Source organism: Rhizobium sp. J15 (assembly GCF_002531825.1).
GTDB lineage: Bacteria > Pseudomonadota > Alphaproteobacteria > Rhizobiales > Rhizobiaceae > Rhizobium.
The window spans coordinates 65,145-87,229 of record NZ_NWSX01000016.1 but is presented as its reverse complement, the minus strand read 5'-3'; the positions used below and the strand labels follow the sequence as shown (position 1 = coordinate 87,229).

The window sequence follows — 22,085 nt, the reverse complement described above, 5'->3', positions numbered from 1 at the left end:
GCTCCGTGAGGAGCCGGAATCCATCTTTCATATGACTGCGAATGCCTGGACTGGCGCCTGTCGGCGCTCAGCCCTTGTTCTTGTTGTAAACGTCGAAGAACACGGCGGCGAGAAGCACCGCACCCTTGACCATCTGCTGGAAGTCGATGCCGAGGCCGACGATCGACATGCCGTTGTTCATGACGCCCATGATGAATGCGCCGATGACCGCACCGGTGATCTTGCCGACGCCGCCGGAAGCCGAAGCGCCGCCGATGAAGCAGGCCGCGATCACGTCGAGCTCGAAGCCGACGCCGGCCTTCGGCGTTGCCGAGTTCAGGCGAAGGGCCACGATCATGCCGGCAAGACCTGCGAGCACGCCCATGTTGACGAAGGTGTAGAAGCTGAGGCGCTGCGTGTTGATGCCCGAAAGCTTGGTCGCCTTTTCATTGCCGCCCATGGCGTAGATGCGGCGGCCGATCGTCGTGCGTTTGGTGACGAAAGCGTAGATCGCGATCAGCACCAGCATGACGACGAGAACGTTCGGCAGGCCCCTGTAGCTGGACAGGAGGTAGCCGAGCGCCAGAATAGCGCCGGAAACGATCAGATTCTGGACGACGAAGAAGCCCATCGGCTCGACGTCGATGCCGTGGCTCTCATTCACCTTGCGGCGGCGCCAGGCGAGGTAGAAGAGGATGACCGGCAGGATGACCGTCAGGATCAGCGAGGTCGACTGGACGGGCGTGCCGAACAGGTCGATCATATCGCCCGGCAGGAAGCCGGTGCTGATGACCTGGAATTCCTTCGGGAACGGGCCGATGTTCTTGCCGTTCAGTACCGTCAGCGTCAGGCCGCGGAAGACGAGCATGCCGGCGAGCGTCACGATGAAGGACGGGATACGGTGATAGGCGATGAAATAGCCCTGCGCCGCGCCGATAAAGCCGCCGACGATGAGGCAAATCAATCCGGCGAGCCAGAAATTCATGCCCCATGAGACGGTGAAGATCGCCGCGAGCGCGCCGACGAAGGCGACGATCGAACCGACCGAAAGGTCGATGTGCCCCGCCACGATGACGAGCAGCATGCCGAGCGCCATGATGACGATGAACGAATTCTGCAGGACCAGGTTCGTCAGGTTGACCGGCTTGAAGAGAATGCCGCCGGTGTAGAACTGGAAGAATACCATGATCGCGACGAGCGCGATGAGCATGCCGTATTCACGAATGTTGCCGCGGATGTAGTCGGCAACGGAAACGACGTTGCTTTCCTCGGTTGCTGGGTTGACCGGAGTCATTGTCTCTTCTCCCCTGAGCGCATGATAGCGCGCATGATGGTTTCCTGGCTTGCTTCTCCCTTCGGCAGTTCGGCGACGATGCGTCCTTCGTTCATCACGTAGATGCGGTCACAAGTGCCAAGCAGTTCGGGCATTTCCGATGAGATCATCAGAACGCCCTTCCCATCGGCGGCAAGCTGGTTGATGATAGTATAAATTTCGTACTTTGCGCCAACGTCGATGCCTCGGGTAGGCTCGTCGAGGATCAAAATCTCGGGATCGGAGAACAGCCACTTCGACAGCACCACCTTTTGTTGGTTGCCGCCGGAAAGATTGACCGTTTCCTGGAAGATGCCGTGCGAACGAATGCGCAGCTTCGACCGGTAATCCGTCGCGACCTTCATCTCCTTGATGTCGTCGATGACGCTGTTGTTGGAGATTCCTTCGAGATTGGCGAGCGTCGTATTGTGCAGGATCGTGTCGTTGAGCACGAGGCCGAGCTGTTTGCGGTCCTCGGTGACATAGGCAAGACCTGCGTCGATCGCCTTGCGCACGGTGCTGACATCAACGGCCTTGCCGTCGACGAAGACTTCGCCGCTGATCTTGTGCCCATAGGACTTGCCGAAGACGCTCATGGCGAATTCGGTGCGGCCCGCACCCATCAGGCCGGCGATGCCGACGACCTCGCCCTTGCGGACGTTGACGTTGATGTCGTGCAGCACCTGGCGATCGCGGTGATGCTGGTGATAGGCGTTCCAGTTCCTCACTTCGAAGATCGTCTCGCCGATCGGCACGGAGCGCGGCGGATAACGGTCGGCGAGGTCGCGGCCCACCATGTTCTTGATGATGATGTCTTCGCTGATCTCGTCGGCGTGACAGTCGAGCGTCTTGACGGTCATGCCGTCGCGCAGGACCGTGATCTGGTCGGCGACCTTGCGGATCTCGTTCAGCTTGTGGGAAATGATGATCGAGGTGATGCCCTGGTTGCGGAACTCGATCAACAGATTGAGCAGCGCGTCGGAATCCTTCTCGTTCAGCGAGGCCGTGGGCTCGTCGAGGATGAGCAGCTTCACGCTCTTCGACAGCGCCTTGGCAATCTCGACCAACTGCTGCTTGCCGACGCCGATATCGGTCACCAGCGTGTTCGGGGATTCGCGCAGGCCCACCTTCTGGAGAAGCTGCTTCGTGCGGTTATACGTCTCTTCCCAGCTGATGATGCCGCTCTTGGCGTTCTCGTTGCCGAGGAAGATGTTTTCGCCGATCGACAGCAACGGCACGAGCGCCAGTTCCTGGTGGATGATGACGATGCCGATTTCTTCGGAGTCCTTCAGCACTCTGAAGTGACGTGTCTCGCCTTCATAGACGATGTCGCCTTCATAGCTTCCCGTGGGATAGACGCCCGAGAGCACTTTCATCAGGGTCGATTTACCGGCCCCGTTTTCGCCTACCAATGCGTGAATTTCACCCTTGCGAACCTTGAGGTTCACGTTCTCCAGCGCCTTGACGCCCGGGAACGTCTTGGTGATGCTCCGCATTTCTAGGATGGTGTTGTCCATAGTCAAAGTTCCAGCGCCTTGAGCCGCCGAGCGGCCTGGCGATCATAAAATCGAAGGCCGGAACCCGCAAGCACGGGCTCCGGCCTCCTGTTTAACTTCTTACTTCAGCTTGTCTTCGGTGTAGTAACCGCTGTCGACGAGGATCTGCTTGTAGTTGGTCTTGTCGACGGCAACCGGCTTCAGCAGATAGGACGGAACGACCTTGACGCCGTTGTCGTAGGTCTTCGTGTCGTTGACTTCGGGCTCCTTGCCGGACATGACGGCATCGACCATGGCAACCGTGACCTTGGCGAGTTCGCGGGTGTCCTTGAAGACCGTCGAGTGCTGTTCGCCAGCGATGATCGACTTGACCGACGGGATTTCAGCGTCCTGGCCGGAAACGACCGGAAGCGGCTGGTCAGCCGAACCGTAGCCGACGCCCTTCAGCGAGGAGATGATGCCGATCGAAAGGCCGTCATAGGGAGACAGGACAGCATTGACCTTGGCGTCGGTGTAGTTTGCCGAGAGCAGGTTGTCCATGCGGGCCTGGGCCGTTGCCGGATCCCAACGCAGCGTGCCGACCTTGTCCATGCCGGTCTGGCCGGACTTCACGACGAGCTTGCCGGAGTCGATGTAGGGCTGCAGGACCGACATTGCGCCATCATAGAAGAAGAAGGCGTTGTTGTCGTCCGGCGAACCGCCGAAGAGTTCGATGTTGAACGGGCCCTTGCCATCCTTGAGGCCGAGGGCGTCAACGATGGAGCCGGCCTGCAGAACGCCGACCTGGAAGTTGTCGAAGGTGGCGTAGTAGTCGACGTTGGCCGAGTCGCGGATCAGGCGGTCGTAAGCGATAACCTTGATGCCGGCGTCGTGAGCCTTCTGGAGAACGTCGGAAAGCGTGGTGCCGTCGATCGAAGCGATGACGAGAACCTTGGCACCCTTGGTGACCATGTTTTCGATCTGCGAAAGCTGGTTCGGAATATCGTCGTCAGCATACTGCAGGTCGGTCTTGTAGCCGGCGGCCTCGAGCTGCTTGACGATGTTGTTGCCGTCGTCGATCCAGCGAGCGGAGGACTTCGTCGGCATTGCAATGCCTACGAGACCCTTGTCCTGCGCCATGGCAGGCATAACAAACGAAGCGACGCCGAAGGCAGCCGCAGCCATCAATGAGATAATGGATTTCATTTCTCTCTCCCTTGTTAAACATTGGCGGACAAAAAATCGTCCGCCCCGAAACTGTGGCAGGTTCCGTATTGGATAGTTACTTCAGATGGTGAGAAACGAAGTAGGTCTCCTCCACGATCTCACACGTGTTGAGTGCCAACCAGCACACGGCGGCAAACTGGTATGGATTCCTATAACTGTCAAATAGAATAAGTGGTAAAGTGCATAACAATTTTGGTATATCGTTAAAAAGTATTACTTTTGATGGAGCGCGGCGAGGAGGCCGCAACCATGACGATCATCTCCGAGCCATTTTCGATGGATCATGTCGATATCCACAGCGATAACTTCGGCGACGACGGCCTTTTGCGTGCGGGACTTAAGCTGAATCACCTGCGCATGATCGTCGCAATCGAAGATAGCGGACAGATTTCCGCAGCTGCGGAAGTCCTGAACATTTCGCAGCCCGCAGCGTCGCGAATGCTGTCCGAAATGGAGTCGATCACCAAGACTCAGCTCTATGAGCGCGTCGCCCGCGGCGTGGTGCTGACGACCTTCGGCGCGGCCCTTGCCAGACGCGCGCGCAAGATCCTTCTGGAGCTGCGCGAGGCGAGCCGCGAGATCGGCGAATTGAAGAGCGGCAAGGGCGGCGCAGTCTTCATCGGCGCGGTGACGGCGCCGGCCATGAGCCTCGTGGTGCCGGCGATCAACAAGGTGCGCAAGGCCTATCCCGGCATCGAAATCAACATCCAGGTGGAGACCAGCAACGTGCTCGCCCGCGAGCTGCTCGCCGCCCGCCACGACTTCATCATCGGCCGCATTCCCGACGATCTCAATCCGCGCCTCTTCGAGGTGGCCGAGATCGGTATCGAGCGGGCCTGCCTGATCGTGCGCAAGGGCCATCCGCTGCTGAAACAGAAGCCGAGTAGCCTCGCCGACGTCAGGGATTACGACTGGGTGTTCCAGCCGCCCGGCACGCTGCTGCGCCGCACGATCGAGGACATTTTCCTGTCGCGCGGGGTGCCCCTGCCCGAAAACATCGTCAACACCTCCTCGCTGCTGCTCACCTGCGCCATCGTCTGCGAAACCGACGCGATCGCCCCCGTCGCCATCGACGTCGCCCATTTCCTCGCCAGCCAGGGCGCCAAGGCCTCCGACGTGCGTATGCTGCCGATCGATTTCGACATCAACGTCAAGCCTTACAGCCTGATCACCGCGAGGGAACGGGCGCTGCCGCCAAGCGCCAGGCTGCTCTATGACATCATTCTGGAGGAGAGCCGAAAGCAGGCGGGCTGATGGCCCCAAGGCGGCCCCGTCCCGCGAGACGCTATATGGGCCGTTTTCCAGCCATTCAACCGCTCCCTCGCCTACGCAGTTCGATTCTTTCGCGTATCGGTAGAATATAAATCTTCTGCTTTTTGATGCCGGCAACAGCGTTTTTCGGGAACCAGGCAGACCATGCCTACGTCATTGTTGGTAGGCTACAGCGCAATCTGGTGAAATTGAACGGGATGCAACCCATTGTAACATCGGCCGGTATCAATGTTTTTTCAGGAGACCGCCGACATGTCATCGAAGGAAGATCCGAAGCTGCCACGCAACACTGCGCGCAGACATTTTCTGGGTGTCGCCGCAGCCGCCGGCGCTCGTCTCGCCGGCATTGCAACCTTGGCCACGGCAATTTCCACCTCTCCGGCCAACGCCCTAGGGCGGCTTTGGGGACGGGGCGGCTCCGGTGGACGCGGAGGTTCTGGCGGGAGCGGCGGCTCAGGCGGAAGCGGTGGCTCCAGTGGCGGCGGCAGCGGCCCAAATTGCTTCCTGCGGGGCACGGCGATCCTCACCGATTGCGGTGAGAAGTCTATCGAGAATCTCAGCATCGGCGATCGCATTGCCCTTCCTGACGGCAGCACCCGCGCGGTGAAGTGGATCGGCCGCCAAAGCTTCAGGAAGAGCGGCAAGAACTGGCAAAAATCCGTCGTGCCGATCCGGGTTTCCCGCCACGCACTGGACGGACACACCCCCCATTCGGATCTCTATCTGTCGCCCGGCCATGCGCTGTACCTGAACGGCGTTCTGATCCAGGTGAAAGACCTCGTCAACGGCACGACGATCGCACCGGTCACGCCCGCCGCCGGCATGTCGATCGACTATTATGCGGTCATGCTCGATACCCATGAAGTTATCCTCGCCGAAGGTGCTGCGGCCGAATCCTTCCGGCTGCATGACAGCAATTACGAGCACTTCTGCAACTTTGCGGAATATCGGCGTCTCTATGGCGACGAGCGCGTCGTGATGGCGTCCTTTGCGCCGTTGCTGGCAGGCGGCTGGTCACATTTGAAAGCGCTCCTCCTGCTCGGCGTTTCGCCGCTGGCAAGGGTGCCCGATCCATTCGGGAATGCCTGCGAAAGGATCGACGCGCAAGCCAGGGAACTGTCACTCTGACAGGGCCGGAGTGCGCAGGGGATCGCGATCATATCAAATGAAGACATCAAGCGTGGCGCGCATCATCGCGCCGCGCTTGACGACATCGGCCTTCTCTTCCTCCGCTGCCGGCAAGCTCTGCGCCATCTTGCCAGGCTCTAATGTCTCCGAGAGGAAGGCGCATGCTGTTCGGACAATCGGTATTTCAATCAGTCCTCGAGCGGCTGAAGGCGGAGGAAGAGCCGGACGATGAGGCCGAGGCGCCGGCGGCCCACCGCGTGTCCGGTCTCGCCACCGGCCTCGCCTTCGATGTGATGCAAGGTGTCTCGGCCGCCTCGCAGCGCATCGGCCAAGCCTATTTCGACAATCTGGAACTCGATGCCGCGGCCGCAACCGCAGCGGAACCGGCGCGGCCGCCCGAGCCAGAGCCTGTGATGCCGGACCATCTCACCCGCACGGCACCGGCAGAAGTCGCGGCCGAACTGGCGATCTCCGCTGCCGACACGGCTCTGACGCTTGGCGAGAAGCGCCGCGCCTTCGCCCGCGCCAATCATCCCGACGGCGTCGCCCTGCCCTTCCGCGACAATGCGACCAAGCGGATGATGCTCGCCAATCTGCTGATCGACGAAGCGCTGCGGCGTCTCGCGCGCTGATTATTCCGCCTGTCCGTCCTTCGAAGACTTGTCGGTGGCCGCCGCGGGCTCTTCGTCTTCCTCGTCGTCAGCCTGCACGGCCGGCTCCGTCGTCCGCGGCTGCGGATCGAAGGTCCAGAACAGCACATAGAAGGCATAGGCGCCGGCCCCGCCCGAGATCACGCCCCAGAAGGGATCGCCGGTGACGAACTCGACCGTGGCCCAGGCAAAGCAGACGGCAACGATGGCTATGCGCACCCAGAGGCGGCGATACGCCGGATGGTTCGGATCGATCAGTTGCATCTTTGTCCCACGGTCGCATATGTCACGCATGCCCCGGCATGCATCGCGCATGCCCCCGGCATGTGCCGCTTGTCTTTAGTTCGAATCTTGCAAATGTGAAAGAGCCGCGGGCTTGACGCGACGCAGAGAAGGTGGAATGAAAATTCCAGATTTTTGGCAATTCGGTTTATTTGTTCCGAATTCTAGGGAGGTTGAAATGACAGTGAGATTTGGTCTTCTCGGCGCCGGCCGCATCGGCAAGGTTCATGCGAAGGCCGTCAGCGGCGACGCCAATGCGACGCTGGTTGCGGTCGCGGACGCCTTTCCGCAGGCCGCCGAAGCCATCGCTTCCGCCTATGGCTGCGAGGTCCGCACCATCGAGGCGATCGAAGCCGCCAAGGATATCGACGCCGTCGTCATCTGCACGCCGACGGACACCCATGCCGACCTGATCGAGCGCTTCGCCCGCGCCGGCAAGGCGATCTTCTGCGAAAAGCCGATCGATCTCGACGTCACCCGCGTCAAGGCATGCATCAAGGTGGTGGAAGAAACCGGCGCCAGGCTGATGGTCGGCTTCAACCGCCGCTTCGATCCGCATTTCATGGCCGTGCGCAAGGTCATCGACGACGGCAAGATCGGCGATGTCGAAATGGTGACGATCACCTCGCGCGATCCCGGCGCCCCGCCGGTCGATTACATCAAGCGCTCGGGCGGCATCTTCCGCGACATGACGATCCATGATTTCGACATGGCCCGTTTCCTGCTCGGCGAAGAGCCGGTCTCGGTGCTGGCGACCGCCGCCGTCCTCGTCGACAAGGCGATCGGCGAAGCCGGCGATTATGACAGCGTCTCGGTGATCCTGCAGACCGCCTCCGGCAAGCAGGCCGTCATCTCCAATTCCCGCCGCGCCACCTATGGCTACGACCAGCGCATCGAAGTGCACGGCGCCAAGGGCATGGCGGCAGCCGAAAACCAGCGCCCGGTCTCGATCGAAGTGGCGAACGGCGACGGCTACACCCGCCCGCCGCTGCATGATTTCTTCATGACCCGCTACACCGAAGCCTATGCCAACGAGATCGCAGCCTTCATCTCCGCGATCGAAAAGGGCACGAAGATCTCGCCTTCCGGCGCCGATGGCCTCGCAGCGCTGGCGCTCGCCGACGCCGCGGTCCAGTCCGTCAAGGAAGGCAAGCTGATCAAGCTCGGCTGACGGCCCTCTCCCGACCGGAAGCCATGCATGAGATGGCCGGGCAAACGCCCGGCCATTTCGCGTTTGATGACAAAATGTATTGAAGACCCCTCCCCACAAGGGGGAGGGGCCAACCTGCCGTGCCTAACGACTTCCCTTTCACCGTTTCATCCGCAGAAAGGGTCGATGCTTGCCGCAGTCTGCCGCCGCGCGTAAGTCCCTCCCCCTTGTGGGGAGGGGTTTTGGCCCTACTCCCCGCCCTGAACACCCGAGACCACGATATCCTGGTCGATCACCGACAGCGCCCGGTTGAGATGCCCCTCGAAGACCAGGATCGGCTCTTCGGCGACCACCCGGATCTCCGGCATGCCCTCCATGCGCACGATATGCGACTGGCCGAGCCCCTCTTCGACACCTTGCCGGAGCAGGTCGTAATAACGCGTGCCCGGCCCGGTGATGGCGATCGGCATGCGCTCCGTCAGGCTCAGCATGCGCGACAGGCCGTTGCCGAGCGCCAGCCCCGCCTGACGGAAGGCGAAGGCGGAGGTGCGGTGGCCCTGGCGGGCGCGCAGGGCGATCTTGTCGAGTTCCGCCACCGGCACGAATTTGGCCGGGATCGTATCGAGCGGCACTTCGAAGGCGCTGCGCAGGATGGCGTAGAAGCCGGCATAGGCCTCGATGCAGCCGCGCGTGCCGCAGCGGCAGAGGCCGCCGCCCGCCATATGCAGCATATGCCCGAAATTCGGCGCCGAGACCTCCTGCCCCGTCGGCCCTCCCCGCCGGACGATGCCGAGGCCGATGCTGTGGCCGAGCGAAAGCGCGGCGAGCGAGCGGAAATCGGCGCCCTTGACGATCTCCTCGCGTGCGCCCAGCGCCGCGGCAACCAGCAGCGTCTCGTTGTCGAGAATGACCTTCGCCTGCCAATCGGGCCGCAGCGCCGATTCGAAATCGATCTGCTCGCTGCCGAAGATCGGCGACCAGAGAAGAACCGGCTCGGTCGAATTCACCAGCCCCTTGCTGCTGATCGAGATCAGCAGCACCTTTTCCTGGGTGATCTTGGAACGATCGAGAATGCGCGACAGCCCGGCGCGCACCCCTTCCGCGAAACGGGCGGCACCCGAAGGATCATGCGAGCGCTCCTCGCTGAAGCGGTCGATCAGCTTGCCGGCATAATCGACCAGCGAATATTGCACCGCATCCGAGGAGATGATGACGACGATCAAGTAGCCGCAGTCGCGCCGCTGACGCAAAAGCACGCGCGGCCGGCCGCGGCCGCTCGCCGCCTGCTGCTCGGATTTTTCGATGATCTGGGCCTTTTCCAGATCGGCCGTGATCGCCGAGATCGTGGCCGAGGAAAGCCCGGTATGGTCGGATATCTCGGTATGGGCGAGCGCGCCGTGGCGGCGCAGCACGGACAGCACGAGCACGCTGTTTCTCTGCCGGACCAGCTCCGTGCTCGACTTGGTCAGCATGAATGCCGCCCTCTCCTCCTGCTTGCCCCACCCTTGGTTTCCACTGCATCTCCGGCCGCTGTTGCGCAAGCGAATTAAGCCGGCAGTGCAGTGTTGACAGTTGAAAAAATCTCTGACATCAAATTTCTCGACTGTCGAGAAAAAAATCCGAACCTTCTCGACAGGCTTATCGCGGTGGCCGGAGGAAGCATGGGCTGGGCCGGTCGCAACTCACTCGGGAGGACATTATGAAGTCTATTTTGAAGCTGATGGCAGGGGCTGCCATCCTCGTTTCCGTGCATACTGCCGCCATGGCTGCCGATCTCGTCGTCGGCGTTTCCTGGTCGAATTTCCAGGAAGAACGCTGGAAGACCGATGAAGCCGCCATCAAGAAGGCTCTCGAAGCCAAGGGCGCCAAATATATTTCCGCTGATGCGCAGTCTTCCGCCGCCAAGCAGCTCACCGACGTCGAATCGCTGATCTCGCAGGGCGCCAACGCGCTGATCATCCTCGCCCAGGATTCCGACGCCATCGGCCCGGCGATCGAAAAGGCCGCCGCCGAAGGTATTCCGGTCGTCGGCTACGACCGCCTGATCGAAAACCCGGCCGCCTTCTACATCACCTTCGACAACAAGGAAGTCGGCCGCCTGCAGGCCGAAGGCGTCTTCAAGGCCAAGCCGGAAGGCAACTACGTCTTCATCAAGGGCTCGTCCTCCGACCCGAATGCCGACTTCCTGTTCTCGGGCCAGCAGGAAGTGCTGAAGGCCGCGATCGATGCCGGCAAGATCAAGAATGTCGGCGAGGCCTATACCGACGGCTGGCTGCCGGAGAACGCCCAGCGCAACATGGAGCAGTTCCTGACCGCCAACAACAACAAGGTCGACGCCGTCGTCGCCTCCAACGACGGCACGGCCGGCGGCGCGATCGCAGCGCTCGACGCCCAGGGCCTCGCCGGCTCCGTTCCGGTTTCCGGCCAGGACGGCGACAAGGCGGCGCTCAACCGCATCGCCCTCGGCACGCAGACGGTTTCCGTCTGGAAGGACAGCCGCGAACTCGGCACACGCGCCGCTGAAATCGCTCTCGACCTCGCCGGCGGCAAGGACATGAGCAAGATCGACGGCGTTCAGGCCTTCAAGGGCGGCCCGAAGGGCGTCGAAATGCAGTCGGTCTTCCTGAAGCCGCTCGCCATCACCAAGGACAATCTGAACGTCGTCATCGACGCCGGCTGGATCTCCAAGGCTGAAGCTTGCCAGGGCGTCAAGGCCGACACGGTCGCCGCCTGCAAGTAAGCGAGCGCAACCGGAATTGCCGGCGCCGCAGCGGAAACACCGTTGCGGCGCCGGATGCGGATGAGAACGCAAACGACCAGCTTTTCTCCGCCTCGCCGCACCATCGCGGATCTTCCATTCCTGCCGGAACGATGCCGCGAAGCCGCGCGACCGCAGGGATCATCGAGATGGTCAATTGAAGACAGACGAATGACGCCGAGGGCAGTTTCGCGCATGCCGGCGTACCCGTCCAAACAGAATGGGGGAACGGCAAACCCATGGCCGAAATGGTAAAATCAACGACTTCGAGCGGACCGAGAACGGCGGAAGCCAATCCGGTGACCCGCTTCTTCCGCGCGACAGAGATCGACACGCGCCTGCTCGGCATGATCGGCGCGCTCATCATCATCTGGATCGGTTTCCACATCATCACCGGCGGCCTGTTCCTGACACCGCGCAATCTCTGGAACCTCTCGGTCCAGACGACCGATATCGCGATCATGACGACGGGCATGGTGCTGATCATCGTCACCCGCAACATCGATCTGTCGGTCGGCTCCGTGCTCGGCCTCTGCGGCATGATCATGGGCGTGACCCAAGCGCAGATCCTGCCGCAATATCTGGGCTTCGACAGCCCCTTCACCTGGGCGATCACGCTTCTCGTCGGCTTGATCGCCGGCTGCCTGATCGGCGCCTTCCAGGGCATCATCATCGCCTTCCTGAACGTTCCCTCCTTCATCGTCACCCTCGGCGGCCTGCTCGTCTGGCGCGGCGCGACCTGGCTCGTCACCAGCGGCCAGACGGTCGCCCCGATGGACCAGACCTTCCGCATCATGGGCGGCGGCGCCGAGGGCTCGATCGGCGCCACCTGGAGCTGGGTCGTCGGCATCGCCGCCTGCCTCTTCGTCATCGCCAGCATCGTCGGCTCGCGCCGCCAGCGCCGCCGCTTCGGCTTCCCGCGCCGGCCGATCTGGGCGGAATATTTCCTCGCCACCTTGAGCTGCGTGCTGATCCTCGGCGCGGTCTGGATCGCCAACAGCTATTACTGGCCGATCAACATCGCCAAGAAATATGCCGAGACCAACAATATCCCCTGGCCCGAAACCGGCCTGGATATCCCTTACGGCATCGCCGTGCCGGTGCTGATCGCCATCGTCGTCGGCATCATCATGACCTTTATCGCGACGAGGCTGCGCTTCGGCCGCTACGTCTTCGCGATCGGCGGCAACCCCGAGGCGGCCGAACTCGCCGGCATCAAGACCCGCTGGGTCACGGTGCGCATCTTCGCGCTGATGGGCATTCTGGCAGCCGTCGCGGCGGCGATCTCCACCGCCCGCCTCAACGCCGCCACCAATGCGCAGGGCACGCTCGACGAGCTCTACACCATCGCCGCCGCCGTCATCGGCGGAACGTCGCTCGCAGGCGGCACCGGCACCATCGCCGGCGCCATGCTCGGCGCGCTCGTCATGCAGTCGCTGCAGTCGGGCATGGTTCTCGCCCATGTCGATACGCCGCTGCAGAGCGTCGTCGTCGGCACCGTCCTCGTCGTCGCGGTCTGGCTCGACACCGTATACCGCTCCCGTGCCAAGTGAGAGGAGCCCTAGACATGGCTGATCAACGCACTCCCCTCGTGGAACTGAAAAACATCTCGATCTCCTTCGGCGGCATCCATGCCGTGGACAATGCCTCGGTCGATCTCTACCCCGGCGAAGTCGTCGCCCTTCTCGGCCATAACGGCGCCGGCAAGTCGACGCTGATCAAGATCCTCTCCGGCGCCTACAAGCGCGACTCGGGCGATATCCTGATCAACGGCGAGCCGGCCGACATCCGCAATCCGCGCGATGCCAAAAAATACGGGATCGAGACGATCTACCAGACCCTCGCCGTCGCCGATAATGTCGACGCCGCAGCCAACCTCTATCTCGGCCGCGAGCTGAAGACCCGCTGGGGCACGCTCGACGACGTCGCGATGGAAGCCTCGGCCCGCGAAGTGATGGGGCGGCTCAACCCCAACTTCAAGCGCTTCAAGGAGCCGGTGAAGGCGCTCTCGGGCGGACAGCGGCAATCGGTGGCGATCGCCCGCGCGATCCTCTTCAACGCCCGCATCCTGATCATGGACGAGCCGACGGCGGCACTCGGCCCCCAGGAGACGGCGCAGGTCGGCGAGTTGATCAAGCAGCTGAAGAAGGAAGGCATCGGCATCTTCCTCATCAGCCACGACATCCACGACGTCTTCGACCTCGCCGACCGCGTCTCGGTGATGAAGAACGGCCAGGTCGTCGGCCACGCCCGCACCGAGGACGTGACCAAGGACGAGGTGCTCGGCATGATCATCCTCGGCAAGGTGCCGCCGAAAGCCATCCCCGGCCCCGGCGCCATGCTGATCTGATCGCCGCGAGATCATCGCCAGGAACATCCAGCTCCGCCGCCCGCAAGGCCGGCGGAGTTTTTTTACGCTTGTGGGTTCTCCACCCGATGCATTTCGGCTGGCAAAGAGGTTTGGAAGGACGTTTTTAAGGAGGCCCAACATTTTCAAAAATGCGCAAACCGACGAAGCCCTCTGCCCCTCCCATCTATTTTTTAAAATGTTGCCCCTTCTTAAAAACCTCCTTGTCAGAGATAACTGACTGATTTCTCTCATCTCCAGTGGAAGAGAGGTTTTTAAGCGACCGAAAATCGGCTCTTCTGTTTTGTATACAGGCTTCGCCCTCTCAGCCGCATCAAGCCAAAACCAGCCAGCAAACGCGCGCCAACCCGCAAACCGGACGACGCACCAAACCCTCGGCCGCCCGGGCCTGACGGATGAAAATACCCGCCAAACCGCAAGCACCCGTATTTCTGAGAATTTCCCGATTGAAGCCAGCCGCAAGCTAGGCTAAGAACCACCCATCGGACAGGCGATTCAAACCGCCTTCGGCATGCACCCGTAGCTCAGCTGGATAGAGTGTTGGATTCCGATTCCAAAGGTCACAGGTTCGAATCCTGTCGGGTGCGTTTCCAAACTTACTGAAATAACTGACTTATCAAATTTTTTGCCCTTAAAACAGGGCAATATCGGTAGGCTGAGCGCTAACGCAACTCTTACGCCTCGCAAACCGTCCTTGGCTCAATCATTCGCCGAGCCCAATACGGTCTACATTAATATCAATCAGCCGAGCTGAATGTTGTGCCTTCGCATCTGGTCGTGCCCAACAGAGGGTTCGCTTTTCAGCAACCATATGATATCGCACGAGAACAATTTTAAGGTTTTTGGCGAGCAGGAATGAGTAGTCATCGCAATCGTGAAGAGGCCGTAAATACTCAGCTCGCGCTGTTTATCTCGAAGCTCGGGGTTACAGCGGACGCGGAGACTATTCATGTCCACGGCAAACACCGTCCAGATGTGCTGTTTCAGCTTCGAGGCCTTCGCGCTGTCATCGAAGGAAAATTTGCAGATACGCCCAATGCTGACGATGTTGTGCTTGGCGATGCTCGAAAGCGCGTAAAGGCCGGCATCGCACACATCGCGGTTGCAACCGTGTATCCCCACGAATTGCGATCTGCCCCGACAACGAAAATCATCGACGTGTTGGCAGGGGTCCAACTTCGCTATCGGATCGTCACTGAGACTTTCGAAAGCGATAGCTGGTTCGAAGGCTCACCTTCTGCGCTTATGGAATCCCTTAGACGGGCCCAAGAATCACTGATCCAGGATGATATTGTCGAAAAGACAGCGAAGCGCCTTTCGGTTCACCTTCAAGGTATCGCCAAGCTCTGGATCGGCCAGCCCGGAGCCTGCGACCGGCTTTCAAAACTGCTCGGGATTGGCATCCCCAAGAAAGAGGACAGCAAAGCGGCCCTCGAACGGCGCGAGACGGCGGCGAAAGTTTCAGCGCTGGTTCTGGCAAACGCCTTCATTTTCCAAGAGCAGCTTTCGTTGACAGATGAGCGGGTCGAAACCCTTCGCACCCTCAACAAGGAAACCGACCTTGTCGGCGCGACTTCGAAGCATTGGCGCTGGATCTGGGAGAACATCAACTACGTTCCCATCTTCCAGCTTGGCGAACGCATTCTCGATCAACTTCCGGCTAGCGCCACCACGACCGAGAATATTAAATCCCTGCTGGGCGAAGCCCACCAGATTTGTGCGGAACAGGCAGCCCTTCGCCACGACCTCATGGGCCGCATCTATCATTGGCTCCTGCACCACGCAAAATATCTCGGCACCTATTACACCTCAGTTTCATCGGCCACGCTCCTTTTGAAGGTTGCGCTTGATCTCGATTGGTCTATTGATTTCGGCGGCGCGCGCGAACTCGCGGAGTTCAAGGTTGCCGACCTTGCCTGCGGAACCGGAACGCTGTTGATGGCGTCAGCGCAGGCGCTAACAGATGCCTATATCAAGACCCGCGCCGAAACGGATCGATCGATAGAAGCTAAGGACCTAGCTGTTCTGCATAGCACGTTGATGCAAAACGTCATCCACGGTTACGACATCCTACCGTCAGCCGTCCATCTGACTGCCTCAACGCTCGCCCTCTTGGCGCCAGAGGTCGCTTTCCGTCAGATGAATCTTTTCGTGATGCCAATTGGCGTCGATCACGGTACAGCGCGATTGGGCAGCCTTGACTTCCTCGACGGCGACCAGCTTCAAACGCAGTTCGCGCTCGACAACACGCATCTTGACGCCGTTCAGACAGGTGCCTCGAAATCAGCTTATGCGAATGCTAAGGTGCCAAAACTCGACCTTTGCGTGATGAATCCCCCATTCGTCAGCAGCCGTTACGGAAACCGTCTCTTTGGCTCTATTCCGGAGGATCGGCCCCAACTGCAAAAGGAACTGTCTCGACAGGCGAAGAAGCTCGGAATCAGCGCAACTGCCGGACTTGGCGCGCTGTTCGTACCACTTGCTGACAAGCACCTGAAACCTGGCGGACGGATGGCCTTCGTTTTGCCTGTCGCGCTCGCCAGCGGTGAGTCGTGGGGTGCCGTGCGGAAGTACTTGGCAGACCGCTATCACCTTGAGATGGTAATCACGAGCCACGATCCGAGCCGTACGAACTTTTCGGAAAACACCGACCTTTCCGAGCTTTTGTTCGTCGCCAGAAAACTCAAAAGTGGAGAGAAAGCGGGAAAAACCCGCTACGTCACCTTGAAGCGCAATCCGACCACAATTCACGAGGCTCTGGACACCGCCTCCCGAATTTCAGTGGCACTTAAAGAAGTCGACAAAACGAGGAATACGGCGACCATCAAGGGAAGCGGGCGCATCTTAGGCGAGGTCACGTCGCTGCCAGCGCCCGAAGGAGCCGAGAATTGGACCAGTGCTATCTTCTCGCAAAGCTACCTTGCGCAGATACATTGGCATTTGGTCAAGGACAACGCTCTCGTTTTCCCTGGGACGGCAAAGAAGCATGTACTACCCCTTTGCCGTCTCGGTGAAATAGGCGTTCTTGGGTACGATGTGCGCGATATCACTGATGCATTCGAGGTTGACCGCACAGTATCACAATGGACGCCTTATGCAGGCTTCTGGGATCATGACGCTGAGAAGGTTTTACAGATTGCACAGAAGCCCAACGCCTTTCTAACCGCACGCACAAAGCCTCTAGAAGGGCGAAATCTCAAAAGCGCAACGGCGGTCTGGGACAAAGCCGGAAATATCCTTCTCGTTTCGCGTCTGAGAACGAATACTCACAAAGTCATTGCTACCGGCTTTGATCAAGATGTACTCGGCAATACCTGGTGGGCATTCAAGGATATAGGCCTTGCAGCAGATCAGCGAAAGGCGCTCCTATTGTGGCTCAATAGTAGCTTCGGACTACTGCTTTATTTCGGGCGACGCGCCATCACTCAGGGCGCATGGATGCAGATGAAGAAGCCTGCCTGGGAGGGGATGCCGGTGCTTGACGTTCGCGGTATCAACGCTGCAACGACTGCCAAGCTTGCAAGTACCTACGATTTGCTGTCTTCATCTATCCTCCATCCTCTTGCTCAACTGGATGCCGACCCAACTCGGCTGAAAATTGATCAGGCAATTTGCGATGCACTTGCATTGCCGTCTCTTACGCCTGTCCGCGAATTGCTGGTACGCGAACCGGGCCTGACCGGACGTGACGGAGTAAGCGGCCTAGCGGCTTCGAAACTGATCAAGCCCGACGACGACGAAGAATAAAGCCATAAGCCAAGCATCATTATTGCGCGACTAGCTACGCCAGCGGCACGACAACCCCGCTCTGTCGATCTTTTTGATCTTGTCCACGGCAAATCCGCCATGGTTCAAGGTGCTTTCAAGGATGGCTCGATGCCATCTCAGAAATCAATCGTCTTCGTCGATGATGCCCGGATTCAGGCGCTCGCGCAGTTCCTTACCGGTCTTGAAGAAGGGAACCCACTTTTCTTCAACGAAAACACTTTCGCCCGTGCGCGGGTTTCGGCCTGAGCGGGACGGGCGATTCTTGACCGAAAATGCGCCGAAGCCGCGCAACTCCACGCGGTTTCCGCCTGCCAGGGCATCGGTGATCTCATCGAGTACGGCGTTCACGATATTCTCGACGTCGCGGTGGTAGAGATGCGGATTGCGCGCTGCAACGATCTGAACCAGTTCTGACTTGATCACGAGTACCCCCTAATCAATAAGATATTTTCAACGCCAAGCTGCCAAAGGGACACAAAACCGTCAAGGAACAAGGTGATGGTATCGAAGGTGCCTGGGTAGTATCCCCATAAAAAGGTTTTCCCGTGGTTAGGTGGCATAAATCAATTTCGTTGAAGGGAGATTGCCAAGCCCACACGAATTAGGTGATAAAGATTTGGCCGTCATCGAATCACTTCTACGAAGAACAGCAGCAGTGTGCACCAAGTCAATGATCGGCGTGTAATCAGAAGCGCCGAGAATGACTACAACCATCTAGAGAACCAGATGGTAACGCTCAAAGACCATGCGCCGCCACCGAACGCCAGCATAGCACAGCCCCACACAATGCACGCGATGCTCCCCCGATCTACAGCCGCAGGCGGCGATAGCGCCTCACATTGCCCATACCCTCAACTTTACCGAGCCTCCACACCCACTCGTTAGCAATTTATTGACCATAAGCTGGCTTTACTAAACCCGATGGATGCGGAGTTCCCGCCCGTCGCCAAATGTTTAGTGTAGGACGGTTTGTTCGTGTTGAAGTATCCAGTGCAAGTTTTGTCGGACGGAGCCTTGGGCGGCATTGCCACGCTCCTCTCACGTGCAAAACGCTTTGCGGCGCAGACCCTCTTGCCGGCCCTGATTGCGCTCCCGGCCCTCATCGGCTCTGCCTCCCTCGCCTCGGCGGAAGATCGCGCCCTCAAGCTGTTCTTTACCCATACGGGCGAGAAGGCCACGATTACCTACAAGCGGAATGGAAGGTTCGATCCAAAGGGCCTTGCCCAGATCAATCGGTTCCTGCGCGACTGGCGAAGGAACGAGCCGACCAAAATGGATCCCCGGCTGCTGGACCTGGTCTGGGAGGTGTATAAGCGCAGCGGCGGCAGGGACTACATCCACGTCGTTTCCGCCTATCGCTCCCCTGCCACCAACAACATGCTTCGCAACCGTTCGCGCAGCACTGGAGTCGCCAAGAAGAGCCAGCACATGCTGGGCAAGGCGATGGATTTCTATGTTCCCGGCGTGAAGCTTGCGACTCTGCGTGCCACTGCCATGCAGATGCAGGTCGGCGGCGTCGGATATTATCCGACCTCGGGATCGCCCTTCGTGCATCTCGACGTCGGCAATGTCAGGGCCTGGCCCCGCATGAGCAGGCAGGAACTCGCGCGGATATTCCCGAACGGGCAGACGATGCATCTTCCGGCCGATGGCCGGCCTCTGCCGGGATACAATCAGGCGGTCGCGAACTACAAGAGGCGCGTCAGCCCCACCGCGATCCAGATCGCCAGCACCGCTGGAGAGGATGAAGACGTAGCCGCATCGCCGAGCGACGCCAAAGACAGCAAGCTCGTGACGGCGCTTCTGCCGACGCCGAAAAGCCGGGCGTTGAATGCGCTCGCGCTGCAGACCGGCGCGGCCGGGCGGGAGGACAAAGGCTCCGCTCCAGATCTCGCATCCTTGCCGATTCCGATACCGGCGATGCGCCCGCCTGCCCTCGCTGACGAGGCGGAGGCGGACGACGAACTGGAGACTGCGTCGATCGGCCCGATCGCCGCACTTCCGGAGAGACGGCCCTCGGCATTGCCTGATCACGCCCGCTTCCATCCCCGCATCGTTGCGCCGGAGGCTTCCAGGCAGGGCGCTGGTATGATCGCCTCCCTGCCCATGACCGCTTCCTGGGAAGAAGCAAACTTCCTTGGATCGACCTCCGAGACCGCGCTGATGACATGGGCGCTGCATTCTCCCGGCGAGACCGTTGCATTGAGCCCGCCGCGCGTCTCCCCCCGCACGGTTCATCGTGAGGCTAATGTCGCGACGCCGCGTAAGGATGTCATCCCGGTCGCTGCCAGCGGCCCGGTCGCTGCCAGCGTCCCCTTCGATGCCAGCCGGTTCGCGGTGTCGTCCCCGGAGGGCTGACCGCGATCGTCAGGTTACGCGCCTCGTCCGAGACAAAGCGTCTCGCAAGGCGAGCAGTTCAAAGAACCGCCGCCTCGCGTTTTGCTCAACGACTCCGGTTTCAGAGCGGCAAGCCGTTGGGGTCAGGCTGCGGCGTGGGTGCGGGTGCGGGTGCGGGTGTCGGCTTGGATGTGGACGTCGGCGTCGGCGTCTTCATCGAACTCCCGTTTGATTCACTTCGCCCGAACGCCAGTGCCTGGTCCCACAGCTCCTTTTGAGCTTTATCGTCCAGCTTCCGCTGCTCAATGTCCGCGGACATCTGCTGGCACCCCTCAAGAATGCTGGCAGCGATGAGAAGGGTTGCGCAGAGAACGACACTGTATCGGATACGCCTGACTGGAAATGGCATGCGAGTATGGCCCCCTCGATAAAGATTGCACGCGGCTCTTGGCTCGACGCGCCGCGCTCGTGATCATTCAACAGCCGTTGCCCTGGCCTTCGTCTTCAGAAGGGACGTGACCGCCAGGGGCAGCGGCGGTCGTGGCTATCAGAGGATTGTTTGCTCAATATTTGAGGGCGCAGAAAACCGGCATGCCGGCTGGCGCGGGCGGCAAAGACAGATATGAGCGATGGCTCAGGCGCCGGCGGCGGAACCGATGCTGCGCAGGACGAAATCGGGAATAGCCTGCCTGCCGTACAGGCGCGAGACATGCGCGATCATGTTGCGCATGACGTTTGCGCGCCCCTCCTGCGAGGTGACGTGGCGCGCGGAGGTGAAGTAGAGATATTCGATCGCCGCGGCGGCGTAATCCGGCCCGAGGGCGGCAAGCGCCCGTTCCGAGGCGTCCGGCAGTTTCCGATCCGGCTGCGCCGCCATCCAGCCGATCATCAAGGCGATCTGCGGCGGGCAATCCGAACCGAGATTCGGTATATCGGTGGCCAGGGCGGCCGAAGAAGGGCTGTGGCCGGCAGCCAGCAGGGCAATGCACTTCAAGACCCTGAGATGGCGATGAAACTCCGTGCCCGCTTCGCCCGCCTTGATGCCCCGATCGAAGAAAGCGACCGCTTCGTCGAAACGGCCGCGGGCGCAGCTGAGCTGCCCGAGAATGGGCAGGCCGGCGGTGGAATCCTGCGTGCGGGTGAGCGCCCGCTCGGCCAGTTCGGCGGCAAGGTCGAGATGGCCGCGATTGATGAAATAGAGAAGCTTGGCGGCCCCCAGCATCAAGAGCGGCTTGTCCTCGATTTCGGGCAGGCACTCCAGCACGGCGCCTTCGATCTCGCTCTCGGTGCGATCGCGCTCTTCCAGGCTGATGCGATCCCCGAACGGATTGGTGAGGACAAGGCGCGCGAAGAGGTGAAGGCCCCATTGGATCGCGGCGTCTGCATCGAAGGGATCCTGCTCGCGGCTGCTGGCAAGCCGCTCGCCGCTGGCCAGCCATTTTGGGTTCGAGGTCGACAGCAGCTGTGAGGCGCTTTTCAACCGAGCCTCAGGCGTTTCATGCGTGGGTACTCCGAGCCCGTCGGAGGCGTCGTTCAGGGCCTGCTGCAGGGCTGCGACAACGCCTTCGGAGAGGCGCGCCGCCTCGTTCACGAAGGACAGGTCGTCCGCGGTATCGAGATGCAGGCGGAAGGCCTTGACGATGCGCTTTGCGGGCATTTCCCGCAGCGTGGCCGCACAGTTGAGCCGGCCGCTATCGCCATGAAAACCGGCATCGGCATGAAAACTCACCTGCAGTAGATAGCGCGCCTTGTCATAGGCGGCGAGAAGGTTTCTTTCCGTAATGGCGACCTTCCGGCCGGCGCCGATCGCCGGTGCGATCCTGTCGCGGAGCCTGTCCACCAGCGACAGGCCTTGCTGGCGCAGCGGATGTTTCTCAAGCTCGAAGCTGGGAGCGATGATCATGAAGGCATCGATCGGGCCAGGCCGGGATGGAGTGGCGATCCAGACGTAGCCCTCGCCATATTGGGTCGCGATGTAGAGGGGGGACTTGGCGTTGTCGCCGAGCTTCAGCCGCAATCTGTTGACCAGAAAATCGATATTGCGGTCGGATGCATCCGAGCCCGGCTGGGCGATCTCATCCAGCAGACGGTTGCGGCTCATGAGACGGCGCGGATTGCCGGTGAAAGCCAGCAGCAGAGCGCGCTCGTTTCTGGTGAACTGGATCGTCTGCCCATTGCGATGGGCAAACATGCAGGCTTCATCGATGACCAGATCGCCGAAGCGGAGATCCTGTGCCTTGCCCGTATCCGCAAATGAAATCATCTCGACCCAAACGCCTGATGGGCAAACACCGCATGTTGCGCGCCTGAACGGCTCGGCTCCACCCCAACCCCGAACTGCTTATAAGGCCAATATCGGCAAAACAATATACGTCGTTT

General features: G+C 60.4%; 16 protein-coding genes and 1 tRNA gene. 10 read left to right on the top strand and 7 right to left on the bottom strand.

The features are described from left to right. Window positions 1-67 precede the first annotated feature (67 nt). From mmsB to chvE, 3 genes are all read right to left on the bottom strand, one after another. On the bottom strand, window positions 68-1,273 hold the full coding sequence (mmsB, locus tag CO670_RS16290) for a multiple monosaccharide ABC transporter permease (protein WP_088687094.1): 1,206 nt from the start codon (window positions 1,271-1,273) through the stop codon (window positions 68-70). Then, window positions 1,270-2,808, bottom strand: a complete 1,539-nt coding sequence (gene mmsA / locus CO670_RS16285) for a multiple monosaccharide ABC transporter ATP-binding protein (RefSeq protein WP_088672949.1) — start codon at window positions 2,806-2,808, stop codon at window positions 1,270-1,272. The genes mmsB and mmsA overlap by 4 nt, the downstream gene beginning before the upstream one ends. A gap of 99 nt (window positions 2,809-2,907) precedes the next feature. Beyond that, on the bottom strand, window positions 2,908-3,972 hold the full coding sequence (gene chvE / locus CO670_RS16280; protein WP_088672948.1) for a multiple monosaccharide ABC transporter substrate-binding protein: 1,065 nt from the start codon (window positions 3,970-3,972) through the stop codon (window positions 2,908-2,910). Between the two features lie 270 nt (window positions 3,973-4,242). On the opposite strand from chvE, the gene CO670_RS16275 reads away from it, so the two are divergent. From CO670_RS16275 to CO670_RS16265, 3 genes are all read left to right on the top strand, one after another. Further along, complete coding sequence (locus tag CO670_RS16275) at window positions 4,243-5,247, top strand: LysR family transcriptional regulator (RefSeq protein WP_097591232.1); 1,005 nt, start codon at window positions 4,243-4,245, stop codon at window positions 5,245-5,247. Window positions 5,248-5,517: 270 nt separating this feature from the next. Then, window positions 5,518-6,393 carry a Hint domain-containing protein gene (locus tag CO670_RS16270; RefSeq protein WP_097591231.1) on the top strand — a complete coding sequence of 292 codons (876 nt, stop codon included), beginning with the start codon at window positions 5,518-5,520 and terminating at the stop codon, window positions 6,391-6,393. A gap of 161 nt (window positions 6,394-6,554) precedes the next feature. Then, complete coding sequence (locus CO670_RS16265; RefSeq protein WP_097591186.1) at window positions 6,555-7,025, top strand: hypothetical protein; 471 nt, start codon at window positions 6,555-6,557, stop codon at window positions 7,023-7,025. Here CO670_RS16265 and CO670_RS16260 read toward each other — a convergent pair whose 3' ends face one another. After that, window positions 7,026-7,307, bottom strand: coding sequence for a hypothetical protein (locus CO670_RS16260; protein WP_097591185.1), 282 nt, complete (start codon window positions 7,305-7,307; stop codon window positions 7,026-7,028). A gap of 196 nt (window positions 7,308-7,503) precedes the next feature. On the opposite strand from CO670_RS16260, the gene iolG reads away from it, so the two are divergent. Further along, window positions 7,504-8,496, top strand: coding sequence for an inositol 2-dehydrogenase (gene iolG, locus CO670_RS16255; RefSeq protein WP_097591184.1), 993 nt, complete (start codon window positions 7,504-7,506; stop codon window positions 8,494-8,496). A 227-nt stretch (window positions 8,497-8,723) separates the two neighbouring features. Here the strand turns inward: iolG and CO670_RS16250 are convergent, their stop codons facing one another. Beyond that, on the bottom strand, window positions 8,724-9,947 hold the full coding sequence (locus CO670_RS16250; RefSeq protein ID WP_097591183.1) for an ROK family protein: 1,224 nt from the start codon (window positions 9,945-9,947) through the stop codon (window positions 8,724-8,726). Between the two features lie 227 nt (window positions 9,948-10,174). On the opposite strand from CO670_RS16250, the gene xylF reads away from it, so the two are divergent. The 5 genes from xylF (at window position 10,175) to CO670_RS16220 (ending at window position 17,348) form a co-directional block, all read left to right on the top strand. Next, window positions 10,175-11,215, top strand: a complete 1,041-nt coding sequence (gene xylF / locus CO670_RS16245) for a D-xylose ABC transporter substrate-binding protein (protein WP_088672943.1) — start codon at window positions 10,175-10,177, stop codon at window positions 11,213-11,215. Window positions 11,216-11,472: 257 nt separating this feature from the next. Continuing rightward, complete coding sequence (locus CO670_RS16240; protein WP_097591182.1) at window positions 11,473-12,786, top strand: sugar ABC transporter permease; 1,314 nt, start codon at window positions 11,473-11,475, stop codon at window positions 12,784-12,786. Window positions 12,787-12,800: 14 nt separating this feature from the next. Next, the gene (locus CO670_RS16235) at window positions 12,801-13,583 is read left to right on the top strand and encodes an ATP-binding cassette domain-containing protein (RefSeq protein ID WP_097591181.1); all 783 of its coding nucleotides are present in this window, start codon (window positions 12,801-12,803) and stop codon (window positions 13,581-13,583) included. Window positions 13,584-14,114: 531 nt separating this feature from the next. Then, window positions 14,115-14,188 (top strand) — tRNA-Arg (locus CO670_RS16230). 268 nt (window positions 14,189-14,456) lie between these two features. Further along, window positions 14,457-17,348 carry an N-6 DNA methylase gene (locus CO670_RS16220; RefSeq protein WP_141502315.1) on the top strand — a complete coding sequence of 964 codons (2,892 nt, stop codon included), beginning with the start codon at window positions 14,457-14,459 and terminating at the stop codon, window positions 17,346-17,348. A 144-nt stretch (window positions 17,349-17,492) separates the two neighbouring features. Here CO670_RS16220 and CO670_RS16215 read toward each other — a convergent pair whose 3' ends face one another. Then, window positions 17,493-17,792 (bottom strand): integration host factor subunit beta, encoded by a 300-nt coding sequence (locus tag CO670_RS16215; protein WP_097591178.1) that lies wholly within the window; start codon window positions 17,790-17,792, stop codon window positions 17,493-17,495. Between the two features lie 546 nt (window positions 17,793-18,338). On the opposite strand from CO670_RS16215, the gene CO670_RS16210 reads away from it, so the two are divergent. Beyond that, window positions 18,339-19,727 carry a DUF882 domain-containing protein gene (locus CO670_RS16210; RefSeq protein WP_097591177.1) on the top strand — a complete coding sequence of 463 codons (1,389 nt, stop codon included), beginning with the start codon at window positions 18,339-18,341 and terminating at the stop codon, window positions 19,725-19,727. Between the two features lie 613 nt (window positions 19,728-20,340). Here CO670_RS16210 and CO670_RS16200 read toward each other — a convergent pair. Next, the gene (locus CO670_RS16200) at window positions 20,341-21,969 is read right to left on the bottom strand and encodes a winged helix-turn-helix domain-containing protein (RefSeq protein WP_097591175.1); all 1,629 of its coding nucleotides are present in this window, start codon (window positions 21,967-21,969) and stop codon (window positions 20,341-20,343) included. Window positions 21,970-22,085: the final 116 nt, after the last annotated feature.

What these genes read in the sequence shown, in the direction of transcription:
- mmsB (WP_088687094.1), bottom strand. Translation starts at nt 1,273, where the DNA reads ATGACTCCGGTCAACCCAGCAACCGAGGAAAGCAACGTCGTTTCCGTT.
- mmsA (WP_088672949.1), bottom strand. Translation starts at nt 2,808, where the DNA reads ATGGACAACACCATCCTAGAAATGCGGAGCATCACCAAGACGTTCCCG.
- chvE (WP_088672948.1), bottom strand. Translation starts at nt 3,972, where the DNA reads ATGAAATCCATTATCTCATTGATGGCTGCGGCTGCCTTCGGCGTCGCT.
- CO670_RS16275 (WP_097591232.1), top strand. Translation starts at nt 4,243, where the DNA reads ATGACGATCATCTCCGAGCCATTTTCGATGGATCATGTCGATATCCAC.
- CO670_RS16270 (WP_097591231.1), top strand. Translation starts at nt 5,518, where the DNA reads ATGTCATCGAAGGAAGATCCGAAGCTGCCACGCAACACTGCGCGCAGA.
- CO670_RS16265 (WP_097591186.1), top strand. Translation starts at nt 6,555, where the DNA reads ATGCTGTTCGGACAATCGGTATTTCAATCAGTCCTCGAGCGGCTGAAG.
- CO670_RS16260 (WP_097591185.1), bottom strand. Translation starts at nt 7,307, where the DNA reads ATGCAACTGATCGATCCGAACCATCCGGCGTATCGCCGCCTCTGGGTG.
- iolG (WP_097591184.1), top strand. Translation starts at nt 7,504, where the DNA reads ATGACAGTGAGATTTGGTCTTCTCGGCGCCGGCCGCATCGGCAAGGTT.
- CO670_RS16250 (WP_097591183.1), bottom strand. Translation starts at nt 9,947, where the DNA reads ATGCTGACCAAGTCGAGCACGGAGCTGGTCCGGCAGAGAAACAGCGTG.
- xylF (WP_088672943.1), top strand. Translation starts at nt 10,175, where the DNA reads ATGAAGTCTATTTTGAAGCTGATGGCAGGGGCTGCCATCCTCGTTTCC.
- CO670_RS16240 (WP_097591182.1), top strand. Translation starts at nt 11,473, where the DNA reads ATGGCCGAAATGGTAAAATCAACGACTTCGAGCGGACCGAGAACGGCG.
- CO670_RS16235 (WP_097591181.1), top strand. Translation starts at nt 12,801, where the DNA reads ATGGCTGATCAACGCACTCCCCTCGTGGAACTGAAAAACATCTCGATC.
- CO670_RS16220 (WP_141502315.1), top strand. Translation starts at nt 14,457, where the DNA reads ATGAGTAGTCATCGCAATCGTGAAGAGGCCGTAAATACTCAGCTCGCG.
- CO670_RS16200 (WP_097591175.1), bottom strand. Translation starts at nt 21,969, where the DNA reads ATGATTTCATTTGCGGATACGGGCAAGGCACAGGATCTCCGCTTCGGC.